The 16,962-nt window shown below is 67.1% G+C and carries 19 protein-coding genes; 11 read left to right on the plus strand and 8 right to left on the minus strand.

Annotated elements, in window-relative coordinates; all coding sequences use genetic code 11:
- Window positions 1-87: 87 nt before the first annotated feature.
- The 3 genes from ABFO07_RS09340 to ABFO07_RS09350 form a co-directional block, all read right to left on the minus strand.
- Entirely contained in the window at window positions 88-675 is a 588-nt protein-coding gene (locus tag ABFO07_RS09340) for a BPSL1445 family SYLF domain-containing lipoprotein (RefSeq protein WP_059567328.1), read from the minus strand.
- Window positions 676-878: 203 nt separating this feature from the next.
- On the minus strand, window positions 879-1,319 hold the full coding sequence (locus ABFO07_RS09345; protein WP_059567327.1) for a hypothetical protein: 441 nt from the start codon (window positions 1,317-1,319) through the stop codon (window positions 879-881).
- A gap of 214 nt (window positions 1,320-1,533) precedes the next feature.
- Window positions 1,534-1,824 (minus strand): PsiF family protein, encoded by a 291-nt coding sequence (locus tag ABFO07_RS09350; protein ID WP_059567326.1) that lies wholly within the window; start codon window positions 1,822-1,824, stop codon window positions 1,534-1,536.
- 247 nt (window positions 1,825-2,071) lie between these two features.
- On the opposite strand from ABFO07_RS09350, the gene ABFO07_RS09355 reads away from it, so the two are divergent.
- The gene (locus ABFO07_RS09355; RefSeq protein WP_059567324.1) at window positions 2,072-3,091 is read left to right on the plus strand and encodes an asparaginase; all 1,020 of its coding nucleotides are present in this window, start codon (window positions 2,072-2,074) and stop codon (window positions 3,089-3,091) included.
- 79 nt (window positions 3,092-3,170) lie between these two features.
- Here ABFO07_RS09355 and lysM read toward each other — a convergent pair whose 3' ends face one another.
- The 4 genes from lysM to gcl form a co-directional block, all read right to left on the minus strand.
- A complete protein-coding gene (gene lysM, locus ABFO07_RS09360) occupies window positions 3,171-3,641 on the minus strand; it encodes a peptidoglycan-binding protein LysM (RefSeq protein WP_059567321.1) in 471 nt (156 codons plus the stop codon).
- A 430-nt stretch (window positions 3,642-4,071) separates the two neighbouring features.
- Window positions 4,072-4,962, minus strand: coding sequence for a 2-hydroxy-3-oxopropionate reductase (locus tag ABFO07_RS09365; protein WP_059959087.1), 891 nt, complete (start codon window positions 4,960-4,962; stop codon window positions 4,072-4,074).
- Between the two features lie 42 nt (window positions 4,963-5,004).
- Window positions 5,005-5,814 carry a hydroxypyruvate isomerase gene (gene hyi / locus ABFO07_RS09370; RefSeq protein WP_347466980.1) on the minus strand — a complete coding sequence of 270 codons (810 nt, stop codon included), beginning with the start codon at window positions 5,812-5,814 and terminating at the stop codon, window positions 5,005-5,007.
- Window positions 5,815-5,857: 43 nt separating this feature from the next.
- Entirely contained in the window at window positions 5,858-7,633 is a 1,776-nt protein-coding gene (gene gcl, locus ABFO07_RS09375; protein ID WP_059882743.1) for a glyoxylate carboligase, read from the minus strand.
- Window positions 7,634-7,837: 204 nt separating this feature from the next.
- Here gcl and ABFO07_RS09380 point away from each other — a divergent pair, with 204 nt between their 5' ends.
- The 10 genes from ABFO07_RS09380 to ABFO07_RS09425 all read left to right on the plus strand — a co-directional run bounded on the left by ABFO07_RS09380 (window position 7,838) and on the right by ABFO07_RS09425 (window position 15,595).
- Entirely contained in the window at window positions 7,838-8,749 is a 912-nt protein-coding gene (locus tag ABFO07_RS09380; RefSeq protein WP_059567313.1) for a LysR family transcriptional regulator, read from the plus strand.
- 337 nt (window positions 8,750-9,086) lie between these two features.
- Complete coding sequence (locus tag ABFO07_RS09385) at window positions 9,087-9,770, plus strand: RNA polymerase sigma factor (protein WP_124490582.1); 684 nt, start codon at window positions 9,087-9,089, stop codon at window positions 9,768-9,770.
- A complete protein-coding gene (locus tag ABFO07_RS09390) occupies window positions 9,760-10,611 on the plus strand; it encodes an anti-sigma factor family protein (RefSeq protein WP_060017080.1) in 852 nt (283 codons plus the stop codon). Before ABFO07_RS09385 ends, ABFO07_RS09390 begins: the two co-directional genes overlap by 11 nt.
- A gap of 204 nt (window positions 10,612-10,815) precedes the next feature.
- Entirely contained in the window at window positions 10,816-11,190 is a 375-nt protein-coding gene (rpsF, locus tag ABFO07_RS09395; protein WP_006402295.1) for a 30S ribosomal protein S6, read from the plus strand.
- 40 nt (window positions 11,191-11,230) lie between these two features.
- A complete protein-coding gene (priB, locus tag ABFO07_RS09400; RefSeq protein WP_011657069.1) occupies window positions 11,231-11,530 on the plus strand; it encodes a primosomal replication protein N in 300 nt (99 codons plus the stop codon).
- Window positions 11,531-11,532: 2 nt separating this feature from the next.
- Window positions 11,533-11,808 (plus strand): 30S ribosomal protein S18, encoded by a 276-nt coding sequence (rpsR, locus tag ABFO07_RS09405; protein ID WP_004193360.1) that lies wholly within the window; start codon window positions 11,533-11,535, stop codon window positions 11,806-11,808.
- A 27-nt stretch (window positions 11,809-11,835) separates the two neighbouring features.
- Complete coding sequence (gene rplI, locus ABFO07_RS09410; protein ID WP_026044710.1) at window positions 11,836-12,288, plus strand: 50S ribosomal protein L9; 453 nt, start codon at window positions 11,836-11,838, stop codon at window positions 12,286-12,288.
- Between the two features lie 138 nt (window positions 12,289-12,426).
- Window positions 12,427-13,809: a replicative DNA helicase gene (locus ABFO07_RS09415; RefSeq protein ID WP_059567306.1), complete on the plus strand. Its 1,383-nt coding sequence runs from the start codon at window positions 12,427-12,429 to the stop codon at window positions 13,807-13,809.
- A 138-nt stretch (window positions 13,810-13,947) separates the two neighbouring features.
- A complete protein-coding gene (locus ABFO07_RS09420) occupies window positions 13,948-14,574 on the plus strand; it encodes a DUF47 domain-containing protein (RefSeq protein WP_026044709.1) in 627 nt (208 codons plus the stop codon).
- A 10-nt stretch (window positions 14,575-14,584) separates the two neighbouring features.
- Entirely contained in the window at window positions 14,585-15,595 is a 1,011-nt protein-coding gene (locus ABFO07_RS09425; RefSeq protein WP_059567304.1) for an inorganic phosphate transporter, read from the plus strand.
- Between the two features lie 258 nt (window positions 15,596-15,853).
- Here ABFO07_RS09425 and ABFO07_RS09430 read toward each other — a convergent pair whose 3' ends face one another.
- Window positions 15,854-16,951, minus strand: coding sequence for a C40 family peptidase (locus ABFO07_RS09430; protein WP_060149889.1), 1,098 nt, complete (start codon window positions 16,949-16,951; stop codon window positions 15,854-15,856).
- Between the last annotated feature and the right edge of the window lie 11 nt (window positions 16,952-16,962).

Genomic DNA, 16,962 nt, shown 5'->3' on the forward strand with positions numbered 1-16,962 from the left:
CACGCGCACGCGCAAAAAAAACGGCGATGCCCGCGAGGGCATCGCCGTTTGCGCATCGTGGCCCGCGCGGCGCGCGGGCGGCAGGCGTCAGATCTTCAGCTTGGTGACCTTCGTGCCGTTGATCGACACGTCGCCCATCAGGCCCGCGTTCGTCAGCACGACGACCTGCACCGGCGCGGTGGCCGTGGTCGTGTCGATCGCGCCGTTCGCGCCGACCTTCACGAGCGCGACCGACGCGCCTGCGCCGGCTGCCCAGCCTTCCGACTTGCGGAATTCGTCGAGCGCATCCTGCGTCATGAACAGGAACACGATCGCCTTCGACTGCGCGCCGGCCTGCAGGCCGACCGACAGCGACGACGTGTTGTAGTAGCCGATCGTCTCGCCGCCGACGCGCAGCGCGCCGTTGCCGGTCTGGCCGCCGACGATGAAGCCGGCCTGGATCACCTCGGGGAACACCAGCACGCCGCGCGATTTCGAGACGAGCTCGCGCGAGCCCTTGACCGTCGAATACAGGCGCGACAGCGTCGCATCGACGCTCGAATCGATCGCCTGGCGCTTCGACGCATTGGTCGCGGCGTTGTCGGGCTTGTCGGGGGTGGTGGTGCATCCGGTGAGCGCGAGGCTACCGACGATGAGCGCGGCGGCTGCTTTCAGCACGAGATTCCGTTTTTGCATCGTTCTTCTCCATCGGTGATGTTGCGTGACTTCCGCTTGGGGGCGGATCACGTCGGAAGTTATATCACAGCGCGATACGCGTGCTTTCCGTTCGGAAGTGAAAAAGCGTCAAATCGTCAACGCGCGTCGCGACGCGCCAACGCAGCGCAAGCCGCATGCGGCGGGGAGGGGAGGCGGGCGAAATGACGCGCCGCACGCGCGCGTCAATGCGCGACCGGTGGCTTGATCGGCGGCCGCCGCAGCGCGCGGCGGATCAGTGCGATGACGACGCCGCAGGCGAACAGGAACGCGGCCGGCACGACCCAATAGCCGACGAAGGCGTGCCACAGGTAGCTCGCGAGCGTGTTGCGGCGCACCACGTAGAAGTCGCGCGCGGCCTGCTGGCGGGGGGCGTTGGCCGCGAGCACGTCGGCGGGGCAGCCGGCCGCGCGCGCTTCGTCAGGCTCGCCGTGGCAGCGCGCGGCGGCGCCGGCTGCGTGCTGCGCGTCGGTAAGCTGCCAGGTGGTCAGCGCGAGCTGCAGGTCCGCCTTGTTGTAGGCCATTTCCTCGCGGATCTCGCGTACGGCGACGATCGCGACGGGCACGGCCCAGAACACGATCACGATCAGCCAGCGGCGGAACCAGCGGTGTTGTCTCCATGCCATCCAGGCCTCCGTTTGACGCGGCGCGCGCGTCGTTGTCGAGGGCGGCCCGATGGCGCTTCTTTTGCTTGGATGGGCCGCGTTGCAGCCATCATAGAAGAAAACGCGGCGAATTGCCGCACCGTATGCCCGTTATCAGCGGCGGGCGGTGCAAGCGGCAACAAAAAAGCCGCGCCCGTCGAAACGGTGCGCGGCATCGTTGCGTGCGCGGGCGGAATCAGGCGGCCGGCTGGGCGCTCAGGCAGCTCTTCATGAATGCCTTGCGGTCGTCGCCCTTCTTGCCGGCGGCGTCCTTGTTGCAGGCCTTCATCTTGTCCTGCTGCGACATCGCCTTCGCCGGTTTCGCCGACAGGCAATCCTTCATGAATGCCTTGCGTGCGTCGCCCGTCTTGCCGGCTGCCTGGGTGTTACAGGCCTTCATCTTGTCCTGCTGGCTGTTCTGCGCGAATGCGGGGGAAGCCAGCATGCCGCCGACGAGCAGTGCGGCCACGAGCGATTGGATTTTCATTTGACACTCCCATGGGGTGAATTGCGTTTGATTGACGCCGTCGCGACGCGGGACACATAGCGGGAACGCATCCTGCCGCGCGTTTCGATTCTGGCAAATCAATGTGAAAAACACCGAAACGGCACTTCCTATAACGTGGCGGGAGCGGGCCGCGTTGACGGCAAACCCGGCCGCGCGATCGGGACAAACCATGATGCGCATGCGCCGGGCCGGGCCGCGCGGCGCGCGAGCCATTACAATCGCGCCCATGAATACCTTGAATCCCGCTTCTCCTTCATCGCAGGCACTGCCGCGCATCGCCGTACTCGCCACCGGCGGCACCATTGCCGGCGCCGCGCCCGACGCGGCCAGCACGGCCGGCTACCAGGCCGGCGCGCTGGGCGTCAATTTTCTGCTCGACGCGGTGCCGGCGCTCGCGTCGGTCGCGCGCATCGACGCCGAGCAGGTCGCCAGCATCGACAGCAAGGATCTCGCGCTGCCGCTGTGGAACACGCTTGCCGCGCGTATCGCCGCGCTGATGGCCGACGACGCGATCGACGGCATCGTGATTACGCACGGCACCGACACGCTCGAGGAAACGGCCTACGCGCTGCACCTGACCGTGCGGGGCGACAAGCCGGTCGTGCTGACCGCGGCGATGCGCCCGGCAACCGCGCTGTCGTCCGACGGCCCGCTGAACCTGCTCAACGCGGTGACGGTCGCTGCGCACCCGGCCGCGCGCGGGCAGGGCGTGCTGGTCGCGTTCAACAACCGGATCCATGGCGCGCGCGATGTCTTGAAGACGAGCACCTATGCGGTCGATGCGTTTCAATCGCCGGAACTCGGCGCGCTCGGCTGGGTGCAGGACGGCCGCGTCGAATTCGCGCGCCGCGTGACGCGCGCGTGCGATTCGCAACTGGCGATGCGTAATGAATGGCCGGCGGTCGAGGTTGTTGCCAGCTATGCAGGTGTCACGCGCACCGCGGTCGATGCGCTCGTGGCGGCCGGCGTGCGCGGGCTCGTCGTCGCGGGCACCGGCAACGGCTCGATCCACGCGACGCTGCAGGCGGCGCTCGCCGATGCGGTGAAGCAGGGCGTGGTCGTCGTGCGCGCGTCGCGCGTCGGCTCGGGGCACGTGATGAAGAATGGCGCGGCCAACGACGACGCGCTCGGCTTCGTGAGCGCGGGTTCGCTGAACCCGTACAAGGCGCGCGTGCTGCTGATGCTCGCGCTGGCAAACGGGATTCACGCGCGCGGCGACGTGCAGCGCCTGTTCGACGCCTGCTGAGCGCGCGCCGCGCCGGGCGACCATGAAAAAAGGCAGGCCGACGGCCTGCCTTCTGCGTTTGACGATCCTGCGCGGGCGCTCAGGCCTGCGGCGGAATCACCAGCTTCTGGCCCGGATAGATGCGGTCGGGGCTCGACAGCATCGGCTTGTTCGCTTCGAAGATCGCGGTGTTCTTCGTGCCGTCGCCGTAGTACTTCTCGGCGATCTTCCACAGGTTGTCGCCGGACACGACGTCGTGGTACTGCACTTCCGGATCGTCCGGCTGAAGATCGTCGTCGTTGACGCCCGCGACGCCCTGGACGTTGCCGGCCGCGACCTTGACCTTCGCCTTCGTGTCGAGATCGGCGACGCTGCCCGACAGCGTCACGGTGCGCGATGCGCCGTCGAACGCGACGGTCAGGTTCGACGTGTCGAGGCCCTGCGTGTCGATGTAATGCTTGATTGCATCGGCCGCGGTCTGGTTTGCGGCATTCGGGTCTTCGGCCGCTTGCGCGTCGGCATGACCCAGCAGTTTTTCACCCGCCTCTTTGATAAACGAAAGAAGACCCATCGTTGCACTCCTTAGGTGGTTGAAAAGAAAACGCGCCGTGAAGGGGCGAAAAAAACACCGCGCTGGGCGTGAACGCGAGCGCGGCGGTTTTTTCGAAAGGCGTGGCGAAAGTGTAGGCGGTCGCGGCGTCAATTGCATGAAATATCGCGCGCGCGAACGTAAAGAAGTGTAAGACGTGAAATCCGACAGACGGACACCCGACGACGACGTCTGACCGACCAAGGCTTCCCCGGCGTCGCCGGGTGCCGCTGCGGACCCCACCTCGCCGCTCTCAGCCCAGAGCGGCGTTTTCGCCCCGCCGCGCATGCGACTGCAATGCGCGGCGGGGCGCCCCACCGTGATGCGCACAATCCGCACGCATCGATGCGCAGCCGTGACACGGCATGCGCCTGTAATGTGCGCCGCCCGCGGGAACGGGCGGCATTCGGCGTTATTCAGCCTTCTGCGCGATCTCGAAGTTCGACATGATTTCGAGCGCGCGGACGAGCGCCGAGTGATCCCATGCCTTGCCGCCGTGCGATGCGCACACGCTGAACAGCTGCTGCGCGCTCGCGGTGTGCGGCAGCGCGAGGCCGAGCTTGCGCGCGCCGTCGAGCGCGAGGTTCAGGTCCTTCTGGTGCAGCTCGATGCGAAAGCCCGGATCGAACGTGCGCTTCGTCATCCGCGCGCCGTGCACTTCGAGGATGCGCGAGGCGGCGAAACCGCCCATCAGCGCCTGGCGCACGCGTTCCGGATCCGCGCCCGAGCGGGCGGCGAACAGCAGCGCCTCGCCGACGGCTTCGATGTTCAGCGCGACGATGATCTGGTTCGCGACCTTGCAGGTCTGGCCCGCGCCGTTGTCGCCGACGAGCGTGATGTTCCTGCCCATCTTCTCGAACAGCGGCTTCGCGCGCTCGAACGCCTGCTCCGGGCCGCCGACCATGATCGTCAGCGTCGCCTCGCGCGCGCCGACTTCGCCGCCGGACACCGGCGCGTCGAGGTAGTCGCAGCCGAGCGCGTTGATCTGCTTCGCGAATTCCTGCGTATCGAGCGGCGAGATCGAGCTCATGTCGATCACGAGCTTGCCGGCCGTGAGGCCCTTCGCGACGCCGTCGTCGGCGAACAGCACGTTACGCACGTCGGGCGTGTCGGGAACCATCGAGATGATGATGTCCGCGTTCCGTGCGACCTCGGTCGAACTCGCGACGACCTTGGCGCCGGCGCGCAGGTCGTCCGGGATCGGGAACGCGCCGTTCACGACGAGCTGGTGATCGCCCTTGAGCAGGTTGCGCGCCATGTGCGCGCCCATGATGCCGAGGCCGATGAAACCGATGGTTGCCATGTGTAAGTCTCCTATAGGGGCGATGACGGAATGGGGCGATGCTCAGGCGGCGCGGCGCGCCGAGCCCGGCGCGCAGCCGGCGACGCTTTGCAGCCAGCCGAGGCCTTCCGTCGTGGTGGTGCGAGGCTTGTATTCGCAGCCGATGTGGCCCGCGTAGCCGAGCCGGTCGAGCAGCGCGAACAGGAACGCGTAGTGGATTTCGCCCGTGCCCGGCTCGTTGCGGCCCGGGTTGTCCGCGAGCTGGACGTGGCCGATCGACGCGAGATGGCGCTCGATCGTCGCGGCCAGTTCGCCTTCCATGCGCTGCATGTGATAGATGTCGTACTGCAGGAACAGGTTGTCCGAACCGACCGCGCGGATCACGTCGAGCCCGTCGGACGAGCGGTTCAGCGCGAAGCCCGGGATGTCGAAGCTGTTGCACGGCTCGACGAGCAGGCGGATGCCTTCGCGCTTCAGCGCGGCGGCGGCGAAGCGCAGGTTGTCGACGATCGTCACGAAGGTCGTGTCGCGCGGCGTGCTCGCCGACGGAATTCCCACCAGGCAGTTCAATTGCGGCACCTTCAGCGCCTTCGCGTACTCGATCGCGCGGCCGACGCCTTCCTGGAATTCGCCGACGCGATCGGGCAGGCACGCGATGCCGCGCTCGCCCTGGTCCCAGTTGCCGGCCGGCAGGTTGTGCAGCACCAGGCGCAGGCGGTGCGTCTCGAGCCGCTCGGCGAGTTCCTCCTTCGCGAACGGATACGGGAACAGGAACTCGACGGCGTCGAAGCCCGCGTCCGCGGCCGCCTTGAAGCGGTCGAGGAACGGCACTTCGTTGAACAGCATGGTCAGGTTTGCAGCAAACTTCGGCATGAGCGAGGCCTCTTCGGTCGGTCAGTCAAAAGGACGGGGCGGGTCAGTCGAGCAGCGAGATCGCGGTCGGCGCGTGTTCGGCCTTCTCGGCGAGATCCTCGAACTCGTTGATCGCGTCGATCTCGGCGCCCATCGAAATGTTGGTCACGCGCTCGAGGATCACTTCGACGACCACCGGCACGCTGAACTCTTCCGCGAGCGCCTGCGCCTGCTTCAGCGCCGGCTCGATCTCTTCCGGCTTGAACACGCGCAGCGCCTTGCAGCCGAGGCCTTCGGCCACCGCCACGTGGTCGACGCCATAGCCGTTCAGTTCCGGCGCATTGACGTTGTCGAACGCGAGCTGCACGCAGTAGTCCATGTCGAACGCGCGCTGCGCCTGGCGGATCAGCCCGAGGTACGAGTTGTTCACGACGACGTGCACGTACGGCAGCTTGAACTGCGCGCCCGCGGCGAGCTCCTCGATCATGAACTGGAAGTCGTAGTCGCCCGACAGCGCGACGATCGGGCGGCTCGGGTCGGCGGCACGCACGCCCAGCGCGGCGGGAATCGTCCAGCCGAGCGGGCCGGCCTGGCCGCAGTTGATCCAGTTGCGCGCCTTGAACACGTGCAGGAACTGCGCGGCCGCGATCTGCGACAGGCCGATCGTGCTCACGTAGCACGTGTCGCGGCCGAACACCTTGTTCATTTCCTCGTACACGCGCTGCGGCTTGACCGGCACGTTGTCGAAGTGCGTCTTGCGCTGCATCGCGCCCTTGCGCTGCTGGCACTCGGCCACCCATGCGCTGCGATCCTTCAGCTTGCCGGCGGCCTTCCATTCCTGCGCGACGGCGACGAACAGTTCGAGCGCGGCCTTCGCGTCCGACACGATGCCGAGATCGGGGCCGAACACGCGGCCGATCTGGGTCGGTTCGATGTCGACGTGCACGAACTTGCGGCCCTTCGTGTACACATCGATGCTGCCGGTGTGGCGGTTCGCCCAGCGGTTGCCGATGCCGAGCACGAAGTCGGACGCGAGCATCGTCGCGTTGCCGTAGCGGTGCGACGTCTGCAGGCCGACCATGCCGGCCATCAGCGGATGGTCGTCGGCAATCGCGCCCCACGACATCAGCGTCGGGATCACCGGCACGCCGACGGTTTCCGCGAACGCGACGAGCAGGTCCTCGGCCGCTGCGTTGAGCACGCCGCCGCCCGACACGATCAGCGGCTTGTCCGCGTCGTCGAGCATCGCGAGCGCCTTCTCGATCTGCGCGCGGGTGGCCGCGGGCTTGTAGACCGGCAGCGGTTCGTAGGTGTCGATGTCGAACTCGATCTCGGCGAGCTGCACGTCGATCGGCAGGTCGACCAGCACCGGGCCCGGACGGCCCGAGCGCATCAGGTGGAACGCCTGCTGGAACACGCGCGGCACGAGCGCCGGCTCGCGCACGGTGACGGCCCACTTGGTGACGGGCTTGGCGATCGACTCGATGTCGACGGCCTGGAAGTCTTCCTTGTAGAGGCGGGCGCGCGGCGCCTGGCCGGTGATCGCGAGGATCGGGATCGAGTCGGCCGATGCCGAGTAGAGGCCGGTGATCATGTCGGTGCCGGCGGGGCCCGACGTGCCGATGCACACGCCGATATTGCCCGGCGCGGCGCGCGTGAAGCCTTCGGCCATGTGCGATGCGCCCTCGACGTGGCGCGCCAGCACGTGGCTGATGCCGCCCGATTTGCGCATCGCCGAGTAGAACGGGTTGATCGCGGCGCCCGGCACGCCGAACGCGGTCTGGATGCCTTCCTTCTCGAGCACGAGCACGGCGGCGTCAACGGCTCTCATCTTGGCCATGAATGTCTCCTTGAATGTTGCGGATCGGTCTGTTGGGGACACTTTAGGGATGCACCAAAGGTTTGATAAGATCAGCCGCAGTCGCTTTTTTCGAAACTAAAAGTATGGAATGGCGGTGTTCCGGGCTTCGCCCGGCCGTCATGAGCTTTGCATGGGGCCGGAGTAAGCGCTGAAGCGCCAACGCCGGTCGACAGGAGACGCGAGATGGACCGCTTCAAGCAGATCGAGACGTTCGTGCGGGTCGCGGATGCCGGCAGCCTCGCGGCGGCCGCGCTGGAGGAGGGCGTGTCGCCGGTGGTGCTCGGGCGGCGCATCGACGCGCTTGAGAAGCGCCTCGGCGTGAAGCTGATGTACCGCTCGACGCGGCGCCTGGTCGTCAGCGAGGAGGGGGCGGCGTTCCTCGAGCGCTGCCGCGGGCTGCTCGCCGAATGGGACCAGGCCGAGAACGAGCTGGCCGCCGGGCGGCGCTCGGTGAGCGGCCACCTGATCGTGTCGGCGCCGGCCGCGTTCGGCCGCAAGCACGTCGCGCCGCACGCGCCGGGCTTTCTCGCCGACAAGCCGGACATGCAGCTGTCGTTCAACCTGACCGACCGCGTCGTCGACCTCGTGCGCGAGGGCTACGACCTGTCGATCCGCATCGGCGGCGCGGTCGATCCGAATTTCGTCGCGGTGAAGCTCGCGTCGAACCGGCGCGTCGTGTGCGGCACGCCGGACTACTTCCGCCGGCACGGCCGCCCGAAGACGCTCGACGATCTGCTGAAGCACAACTGCCTCGCATTCAACCTGCAGGGCGGCCAGAACCGCGGCTGGTATTTCCAGCGCCACGGCAAGATCGCGACGATGCGTGTGACCGGCAATCTCGACTGCAACGACGGCGAGCTGCTGCACCGCTGGGCGTCGGAAGGGCTGGGGCTGGGCTGGCGCTCGACCTGGGAGATCGCCGCGCAGCTCGAGACGGGCGAGCTCGAGACCGTGCTCGACGAATATGCGCTGCCCGACTACGACATCCTCGCGGTCTATCCGCAGCAGCGCTACGTGCCGGCGCGCGTGCGCTATTTCATCGACTACCTGCGCGACGCGTACGCGCGCCCCGGCTACTGGAGCAGCACGCCATAGGCGCGGCTGTCGAGGCGTTGCCGTGACCGGCCGAGGCCGATCGAATGAGCGCCGCAGGCCGGCGGGCGCGGCAGGCCGGGCGCGCCGCCGGGTGTTTCGGGAACGGGAGAGGGTACGGCACGGCGGCTCCTTTCGATGACGGTGACGGGCATGCCGGTGATACCGGCGGCGCGCGGCCGCCATTCCCGGATTATTTTTCGTCTTTGCGCGCATCCGGCGGGAATAAACTCGATCCACGGGCAGTCAGGATTCACGAACGCGCGCGTATCGCCGGCCCGTCCGGGCCTTGCGCGCCGGGCGGAGGCGGCCGCGGCCGCAGGAATCTACAGGAGGCGACGTGGGGCAATCCGGCCGGACGGTCGACGAACGGGCGGCGCCGGACGCGGCGGCGCGCGGCGAGCGCTTTCGCGTGCTGGTGCTGCCGCACCTGGATGCCGCGTACAACCTCGCGCGCTGGCTGTGCGGCAACGCGAGCGACGCGGAGGACGTCGTCCAGGAGGCCTGCGTGCGCGCGCTGCGCTTCGTCGATGCGTGCCGCGGCGACAATGCGCGGCCGTGGCTGCTGACGATCGTGCGTCACACCTGGTACACCGAGTGGCGCCGGCGCACTCACGCGCACGAGGTCGCGGCGCCCGACGCGCTCGACAGCCCGGATTCGCCCGACGACTGGCATCCGGCGGCGGAGGACCCGCTCGCGCAGCTGCTGCGCGGCGAGGACGTCCGGCTCGTGAACGCGGCGCTCGCGAAACTGCCGGCCGAATATCGGGAAGTGCTCGTGCTGCGTGAAATGGAGGATTTGAGCTATCGCGAGATCGCGGCGATCGCGGACGTGCCGGTCGGCACCGTGATGTCGCGGCTCGCGCGCGGCCGCCGCCGGCTCGCGGCGCTGCTTGGCGGCGAGCGTGGCGAACGCGTCGGCGGGCAGCGGGACGAGGCCCGCGCGGCAGCGCCGCCGGCCGGCAATGCGCCGGGCGGCGCGCCGGCGGCCGGAACGGCATCGGAGGCCATCGATGGACTGTAACGAAGCGCGTGAACTGCTCGGCGCGGACGTCGACCGCGAACTGCCGGCGCCCGATGCGCTGCGGATCCAGCGGCACGTCGACGCGTGCGATGCTTGCCGGCGCGAGCGCGACCGGATCGTCGCGCTGAGCCAGGCGGTCCGGCAGGCCGACTACCATCGCGCGCCGGACGCGCTGCGCGCACGCATCGTCGCCGGGCTGCCGGCGGCGCAGGACGCGCCCCGTGCGATGCCGGGCGGGCCGCGCTGGTTCGAGCGGCTCGGCCTGCGGGGCGCGGTGCGCGGCCCGCAGCAGGCCGGCCGGCCGGGGCCGCGCGCCGTAGCGCTGCCGGGCCTCGGCTGGGGCGTCGCATTGGCGATCGCGCTTGCCGCGGGCGCTGGGCTGACGCTGTCCGCGCACCGCGCGGCAACCGACCGCACGGTCGACGAACTCGTCGCGAGCCATGTGCGCGCCGGCCTGTCGGCGCGCGACATCGACGTGATCTCGACCGACCGCCACACGGTCAAGCCGTGGTTCAACGGGCGGCTCGACTATGCGCCGCCGGTGGAGGATCTGGCCGCGAGCGGCTTCCCGCTCGCGGGCGGGCGGCTCGACTACGTCGGGCAGCGGCGCGTGGCGGTGCTGGTCTACCGCTACCGGCAGCACGTGATCGACGTCTATGTGCGGCCGTCCGCGGAAGGCGGGCAGGCGGCGCCGTACGCGACCGTGTCGCAGGGCTATGCGGTCGATCGCTGGGACGCGGCCGGCATGACGTGGTGGGCGGTGACCGACGCCGAGCCGTCGGCGCTCGCGGCGTTCAGGACGGCGCTGAACGCGCGTCTCGTCGCGCCGCGCACCGAATGACGGCGGGGCATGGAATCCGACCCCGCCGGATGTCGCGCGGCCGTCGACGCAGCGCGGCCACAAGTCGTTGAAAACACGGCCGAATCGCGCGGCGAATCATCGATGAACCTTGCGCGCGACCCATATCCGGGTTAGAATCTTCGGCTTCTCACTTGCCACACCGGTTCAGACGCCCGGGTGGCTTCAATCCACAAGGAGTGTGTAATGCGTCATTACGAAATCGTATTCATCGTGCACCCCGATCAGAGCGAGCAAGTGCCCGCGATGATCGAGCGTTACAAGACCACGATCACGTCGCACGGCGGTCAGATCCACCGTGTCGAGGACTGGGGCCGTCGCCAACTGGCCTACATGATCGAGAAACTCGCGAAGGCTCACTACGTCTGCATGAACATCGAGTGCGACCAGACGACGCTCGACGAACTCGAACACGCGTTCAAGTTCAACGACGCCGTGCTGCGCCACCTCATCGTCAAGATGAAGAAGGCCGAAACCGGCCCGTCGCCGATGATGAAGGAAGTTCAGCGCGAAGAAGCCAAGAAGGCGGCTGCTGCTCAGCCGACCGAAGCGCAGGCTTAAGTTCGTAGTCATTTAAGCCACCAAGGAGCGCGCCACTCACGTGAACAGGTTGCAATTGACGGCGAGCGTCGTCGAACGCGCACCGGTGCGGTACACCCCCGCCGGCGTTCCGATCGCAAGCGCCACGTTGCATCACCGCACGGAAGTCGTCGAAGCAGGCATTCCCCGCCAGGTCGAAATGACGATCGAGGCGGTGGCGGCCGGTGAGGCGAGCGGCAGGCTGGAAAGCCGTGAAATGGGCGTCGAGACGCTGTTCACGGGCTTCCTGGCGAAGAAAAGCCGTAACGCGAGAACCTTGGTGTTTCACATCACAGCATTGCAGGACATTGGAAAGGACTGAACATGGCCCGCCCCACTGGTAAGAAATTCGACAAGCGTCGTCAGCAACAAAACCCGCTGTTCAAGCGCAAGAAGTTCTGCCGCTTCACGGCAGCAGGCGTCGAGCAGATCGACTACAAGGACACGGAAACGCTGAAGGACTTCATCGGCGAAAACGGCAAGATCACGCCGGCTCGCCTGACGGGTACGAAGGCGCACTATCAGCGTCAGCTGGACACGGCAATCAAGCGTGCGCGTTTCCTCGCGCTGCTGCCGTACACCGATCAGCACAAGGCGTAATCAGGCGACGCAATAAGGAGAATTCGAATGCAAATCATTCTGTTGGAAAAAGTCGCCAATCTGGGCAACCTGGGCGATATCGTCAAGGTCAAGGACGGTTACGCTCGCAACTTCCTGATCCCGAACCGCAAGGCACGCCGCGCGACGAAGGAAGCGATCGCCGAATTCGAAGTGCGCCGCGCAGAGCTCGAGAAGGTCGCCGCTGAAAAGCTGGCAGCTTCGCAGGCAGTCGGCGAGAAGCTGAACGGCCAGTCGTTCGAAATCACGCAGAAGTCGGGCGTGGACGGCCGTCTGTTCGGCTCGGTCACGAACGGCGACATCGCTGAACTGCTGAAGAAGGCAGGCTACGACGTCGAGAAGGCGCAAGTTCGCCTGCCGGAAGGCCCGCTGAAGATGATCGGCGAGCACGGCGTCCAGGTCGCGCTGCACACGGACGTCGTCGTCGACGTCACGATCAACGTGATCGGCGACCACGCGTAAGCGACACGAAGCATTGCCGGGCGGCTCCCGCCGCCCGGATGAAGGGCAGGCGCCCGGGTAACCGGAGCCTGCCTTTTTTGTTGCCCGGACGCCGGACCGGCTGGCGCCTCCGCGCTCAATTCGCGATAATCCCAACCCATGAACGCGCCGCAAGATCATCAAATCGAATCGCTGAAAGTCCCGCCGCACTCGGTCGAAGCCGAGCAGTCGGTGCTGGGCGGCTTGTTGCTCGACAACGCGGCGTGGGACCGGATTGCCGATTTTCTGTCGCAGGGCGATTTCTATCGCTACGACCACCGGATCATCTACGAACATATCGGCCGCCTGATCGCGTCGACGCGCCCGGCCGACGTGGTGACCGTATACGAAGCGCTGACCACGTCGGGCAAGGCCGACGACGTCGGCGGGCTCGCGTATCTGAACGCGCTCGCGCAGAACACGCCGAGCGCGGCGAACATCCGCCGCTACGCGGAGATCGTGCGCGACCGCGCGGTGCTGCGCCGGCTCGTGTCGGTGGCCGACGAGATTTCCGCCGATGCGTTCAACCCGCAGGGCAAGGAAGTCCGCCAGCTGCTCGACGAGGCGGAATCGAAGGTGTTCTCGATCGCCGAAGAGGGCGCGCGCGGCAACCAGGGCTTCCTCGAGATCGGCCCGCTGCTCACGCAGGTCGTCGAGCGCATCGACACGCTGTATCACACCGCAAACCCGAGCGACGTGACGGGCACGCCGACGGGCTTCGTCGATCTCGACCGGATGACGTCGGGCATGCACGGCGGCGAGCTGATCATCGTCGCGGGCCGTCCGTCGATGGGCAAGACCGCGTTCTCGATGAACATCGGCGAATACGTCGCGGTGGAGTACGGGCTGCCGGTCGCGGTGTTCTCGATGGAAATGCCGGGCACCCAGCTCGTGATGCGTATGCTCGGTTCGGTCGGCCGGCTCGACCAGCACCGGATGCGAACCGGGCGCCTGACCGACGAGGATTGGCCCAAGCTGACCCACGCGGTGCAGAAGATGAGCGAGGCGCAGCTGTTCATCGACGAGACGGGCGGCCTGAACCCGATGGAACTGCGCTCGCGCGCGCGCCGGCTCGCCCGCCAGTGCGGCAAGCTCGGCCTCATCATCGTCGACTACCTGCAGCTGATGTCGGGTTCGTCGGCGGGCGAGAACCGCGCGACCGAAATCTCGGAAATCTCCCGTTCGCTGAAGAGCCTGGCGAAGGAACTCGACGTGCCGGTGATTGCGCTGTCGCAGCTGAACCGCGGCCTCGAACAGCGTCCGAACAAGCGCCCGGTGATGTCGGACCTGCGCGAATCGGGCGCAATCGAACAGGATGCGGACGTGATCCTGTTCATCTACCGCGATGAAGTCTACAATCCGGACAGCCCCGACAAGGGCACGGCCGAGATCATCATCGGCAAGCAGCGTAACGGCCCGATCGGCCCCGTTCGACTCACGTTCCTGGGGCAATACACGAAGTTCGACAACTTTGCGGGGGCGCAAACCTTCTACGGCGAGTAACGCCGGATGTAAACCCCTAAATCACCAAGCGTTGTATCCAATCCCGACGCGCGCATATGCGCGCGTCGCGTCGCGACCGAAAACGGTACAATGTCGCCCGTTTTCGTGACAGTAGTCTGACAATCTCTCAGGAATCCCATGTTCGGTCGATTCATGCCCACCGAGGGCAAGTTCTTCGAAATCTTCAATGCGCACGCGAAGTACATCGTTTCCGGTGGCCGCGAGCTCGAACTGCTGATCGACAATCTCGCCGACGCCGAGATTCACAAGCAAAACGTGCAGTCGGCCGAGAAAGCGGCCGACAAGCTGACGCACGAAGCGATCGATCTGCTGCACAAGACCTTCATCACGCCGCTCGATCGTGACGAGATCCACAAGCTGATCACGACGATGGACGACATCCTCGACCTGATGGAGGACGTCGCGACCGCGGTGTCGCTGTACGACGTGCAGGCCGTGACGTCGGAGGCGAGCCAGCTCGCGCACATCGTCACGCAGTCGGCGCAGCACGTGCAGCAGGCCGTCGCGCTGCTGTCCGACATGAAGCAGTCGGCGCAGATCCTCAAGGCGTGCGAGGAGATCGACCGCTGGGAGTCGGAAGCGGATCGCGTGCTGCGTGCGGCGATGTCGAAGCTGTTCCGCGAAGAAAACGACGTGAAGAACCTCATCAAGCTGAAGGCGATCTACGAGCTGCTCGAAGAGATCACCGACAAGTGCGAGGACGTCGCGAACATCATCGAAGGCATCGTGCTGGAAAACGCCTGAGCGGAACACGATGCATTCGATACAACTCGCCCTCTGGATGGTCGCGGCACTGGTGCTCGTCGCGCTCGTATTCGACTTCATGAACGGCTTCCACGACGCAGCGAACTCGATCGCCACCGTCGTGTCCACCGGGGTGCTGAAGCCGCAGCAGGCGGTGGCGTTCGCCGCCGCGTTCAACGTCATCGCGTATTTCATCTTCCACCTGAAGGTGGCGCAGACCGTCGGCAAAGGCACGATCGATCCCGCGATCGTCGACCACTACGTGATATTCGGCGCGCTCGTCGGCGCGATCGGCTGGAACGTGATCACCTGGTACTACGGGATTCCGTCGAGCTCGTCGCATGCGCTGATCGGCGGCCTCGTCGGCTCGGCGCTCGCGAAGTCGGGCTGGGGTTCGCTGAACATCGACGGGCTGATGAAGACGATTGCGTTCATCTTCATCTCGCCGCTGCTCGGCTTCATCCTCGGCTCGCTGTTCATGCTCGGCGTGTCGTGGCTGTATTTCCGCACCGCGCCAAGCAAGGTCGACCGGCGTTTCCGCCGGTTGCAGCTGCTGTCGGCCGGGCTGTACAGCCTCGGCCACGGCGGCAATGACGCGCAGAAGACGATCGGCATCATCTGGATGCTGCTGATCGCGAGCGGCTATGCATCGGCCACGGCCGATGCGCCGCCGGCATGGGTGATCGGCGCGTGTTACCTGTCGATGGGCCTCGGCACGCTGTTCGGCGGCTGGCGGATCGTGCGCACGATGGGCCAGAAGATCACCAAGCTGAAGCCGGTCGGCGGCTTCTGCGCGGAGACGGGCGGCGCGATGACGCTGTTCATCGCGTCGTGGCTCGGCATTCCGGTGTCGACCACGCACACGATCACCGGCGCGATCGTCGGCGTCGGCGCGACGCAGAAGCTGTCGGCCGTGCGCTGGGGCGTCGCCGGCAACATCGTGTGGGCGTGGGTGCTGACGCTGCCCGCGGCCGCGCTGTTCGCGGCGGGTGGCTGGTGGGTTGGCCACCAGATCTTCTGATCGCGACCGATCGACGCTTCGACGCTGAAAGCGCCGCATGCCGACAGGCTGCGGCGCTTTTTGTTTGGGCGGGCTCGAGTGTGGTGTGGGGCGCGCGGGCGGGGCGGATGGGCTGTCTTGCGCCAGGGTGTATGGAGCGGGACGGGGGGCGAAGGTGGCGAGGCCGCCATTCACGATCGAACCAGGGCGACCGTATTCCGTTCGGCATGCGGATGGCGGCAAGCACGGCGCCATTGCGCCGCGCCCGCGCCGCGCGAATCAGTAGCTTCCGTTCGCGAACCGTGCAATCGGATCGTCGGTCGTGCCGGTGCGCGCACTGACCGGCGCGGATTGCGTCGACGCGCGCATTACTTGCACGGCGTCTGGCTGGGCGGCGACGCGCGCCTGACGGGGCGCTGCGGCAGGCGGCGGCACCGCGTCGAATGCCGCGGCTTCGGCGGCCGTCAGCGCCGTCGTCGGAATCAGCGTGCCGGTTTCAGGTGCGCCAGCGGGCGGCGCTGCGTTTGCCGTTTCCGCGGCGACGCCGCCCACGGATACCGCCTGCTGCTGGGCCGCTGCCATGCGCGGCGGCGGCGGTTCGTACGGATCGGCGGAAATGGCTGGGGCTGCTGCTGCGGTCGCCATGGCCGGCGCGGTTGTCGCGACAGGCGCAATCGGCGCTTGCACCGGCGATTGCGGCACGCTCGGCTGCGTAGCCGCATAAGCGGGCTGACGCGGCGCTGCCGCCGTCACGACAGGCGCCGGCGCGGCCGGCTGTGCGCGCGGCACGTCGCGCCGCGCTTCATAAGTCGGCGCATCGAACGGCGTGGGCGCCGGCGTTCCCTTCGGCGGCGCGACGCGGCGGATCCCGTCGAAGCGCTTCGCCCAGTAGGGATTCGTCAGGTAGTCGAGCCGCACGGTGCCGCCGGTCGACGGCGCATTGACGAAGCGCAGCTTGCCGACATAGATGCCGACATGCGAATGCGGCCGGCCGGTCGTGTTGAAGAAGATCAGATCGCCCGGCGCGACCTGCTCGGGGTCGATCGACATGCCGCGGCCGCTCATGTCGGCGGTCGTGCGCGGCAGGTTCACGTCGGCTGCGCGGCCGATCACGTAACGCACGAGCCCGCTGCAGTCGAAGCCGCTGTCCGGCGTGTTGCCGCCCCAGCGGTACGGCACCCCGACGAGGCTCATCGCCTGGATCGAGATTTCTTCCTGGCCGACGCTGTGGTCGATGAATTTCGGGAAATTGGCGGGCGGCGGGAACGCGCGGGGCGTGGCGATCGTCATGCCGGACGGGCGAGACGACTGCGGCGGCACGCTGGAGCAGGCCGAAAGCAGCGAGACGACGGCGACGGGAAGCCAGATTCGAAGCATCACGAGCGGGG

This window comes from Burkholderia stagnalis (assembly GCF_039848545.1).
Lineage (GTDB): Bacteria > Pseudomonadota > Gammaproteobacteria > Burkholderiales > Burkholderiaceae > Burkholderia > Burkholderia stagnalis.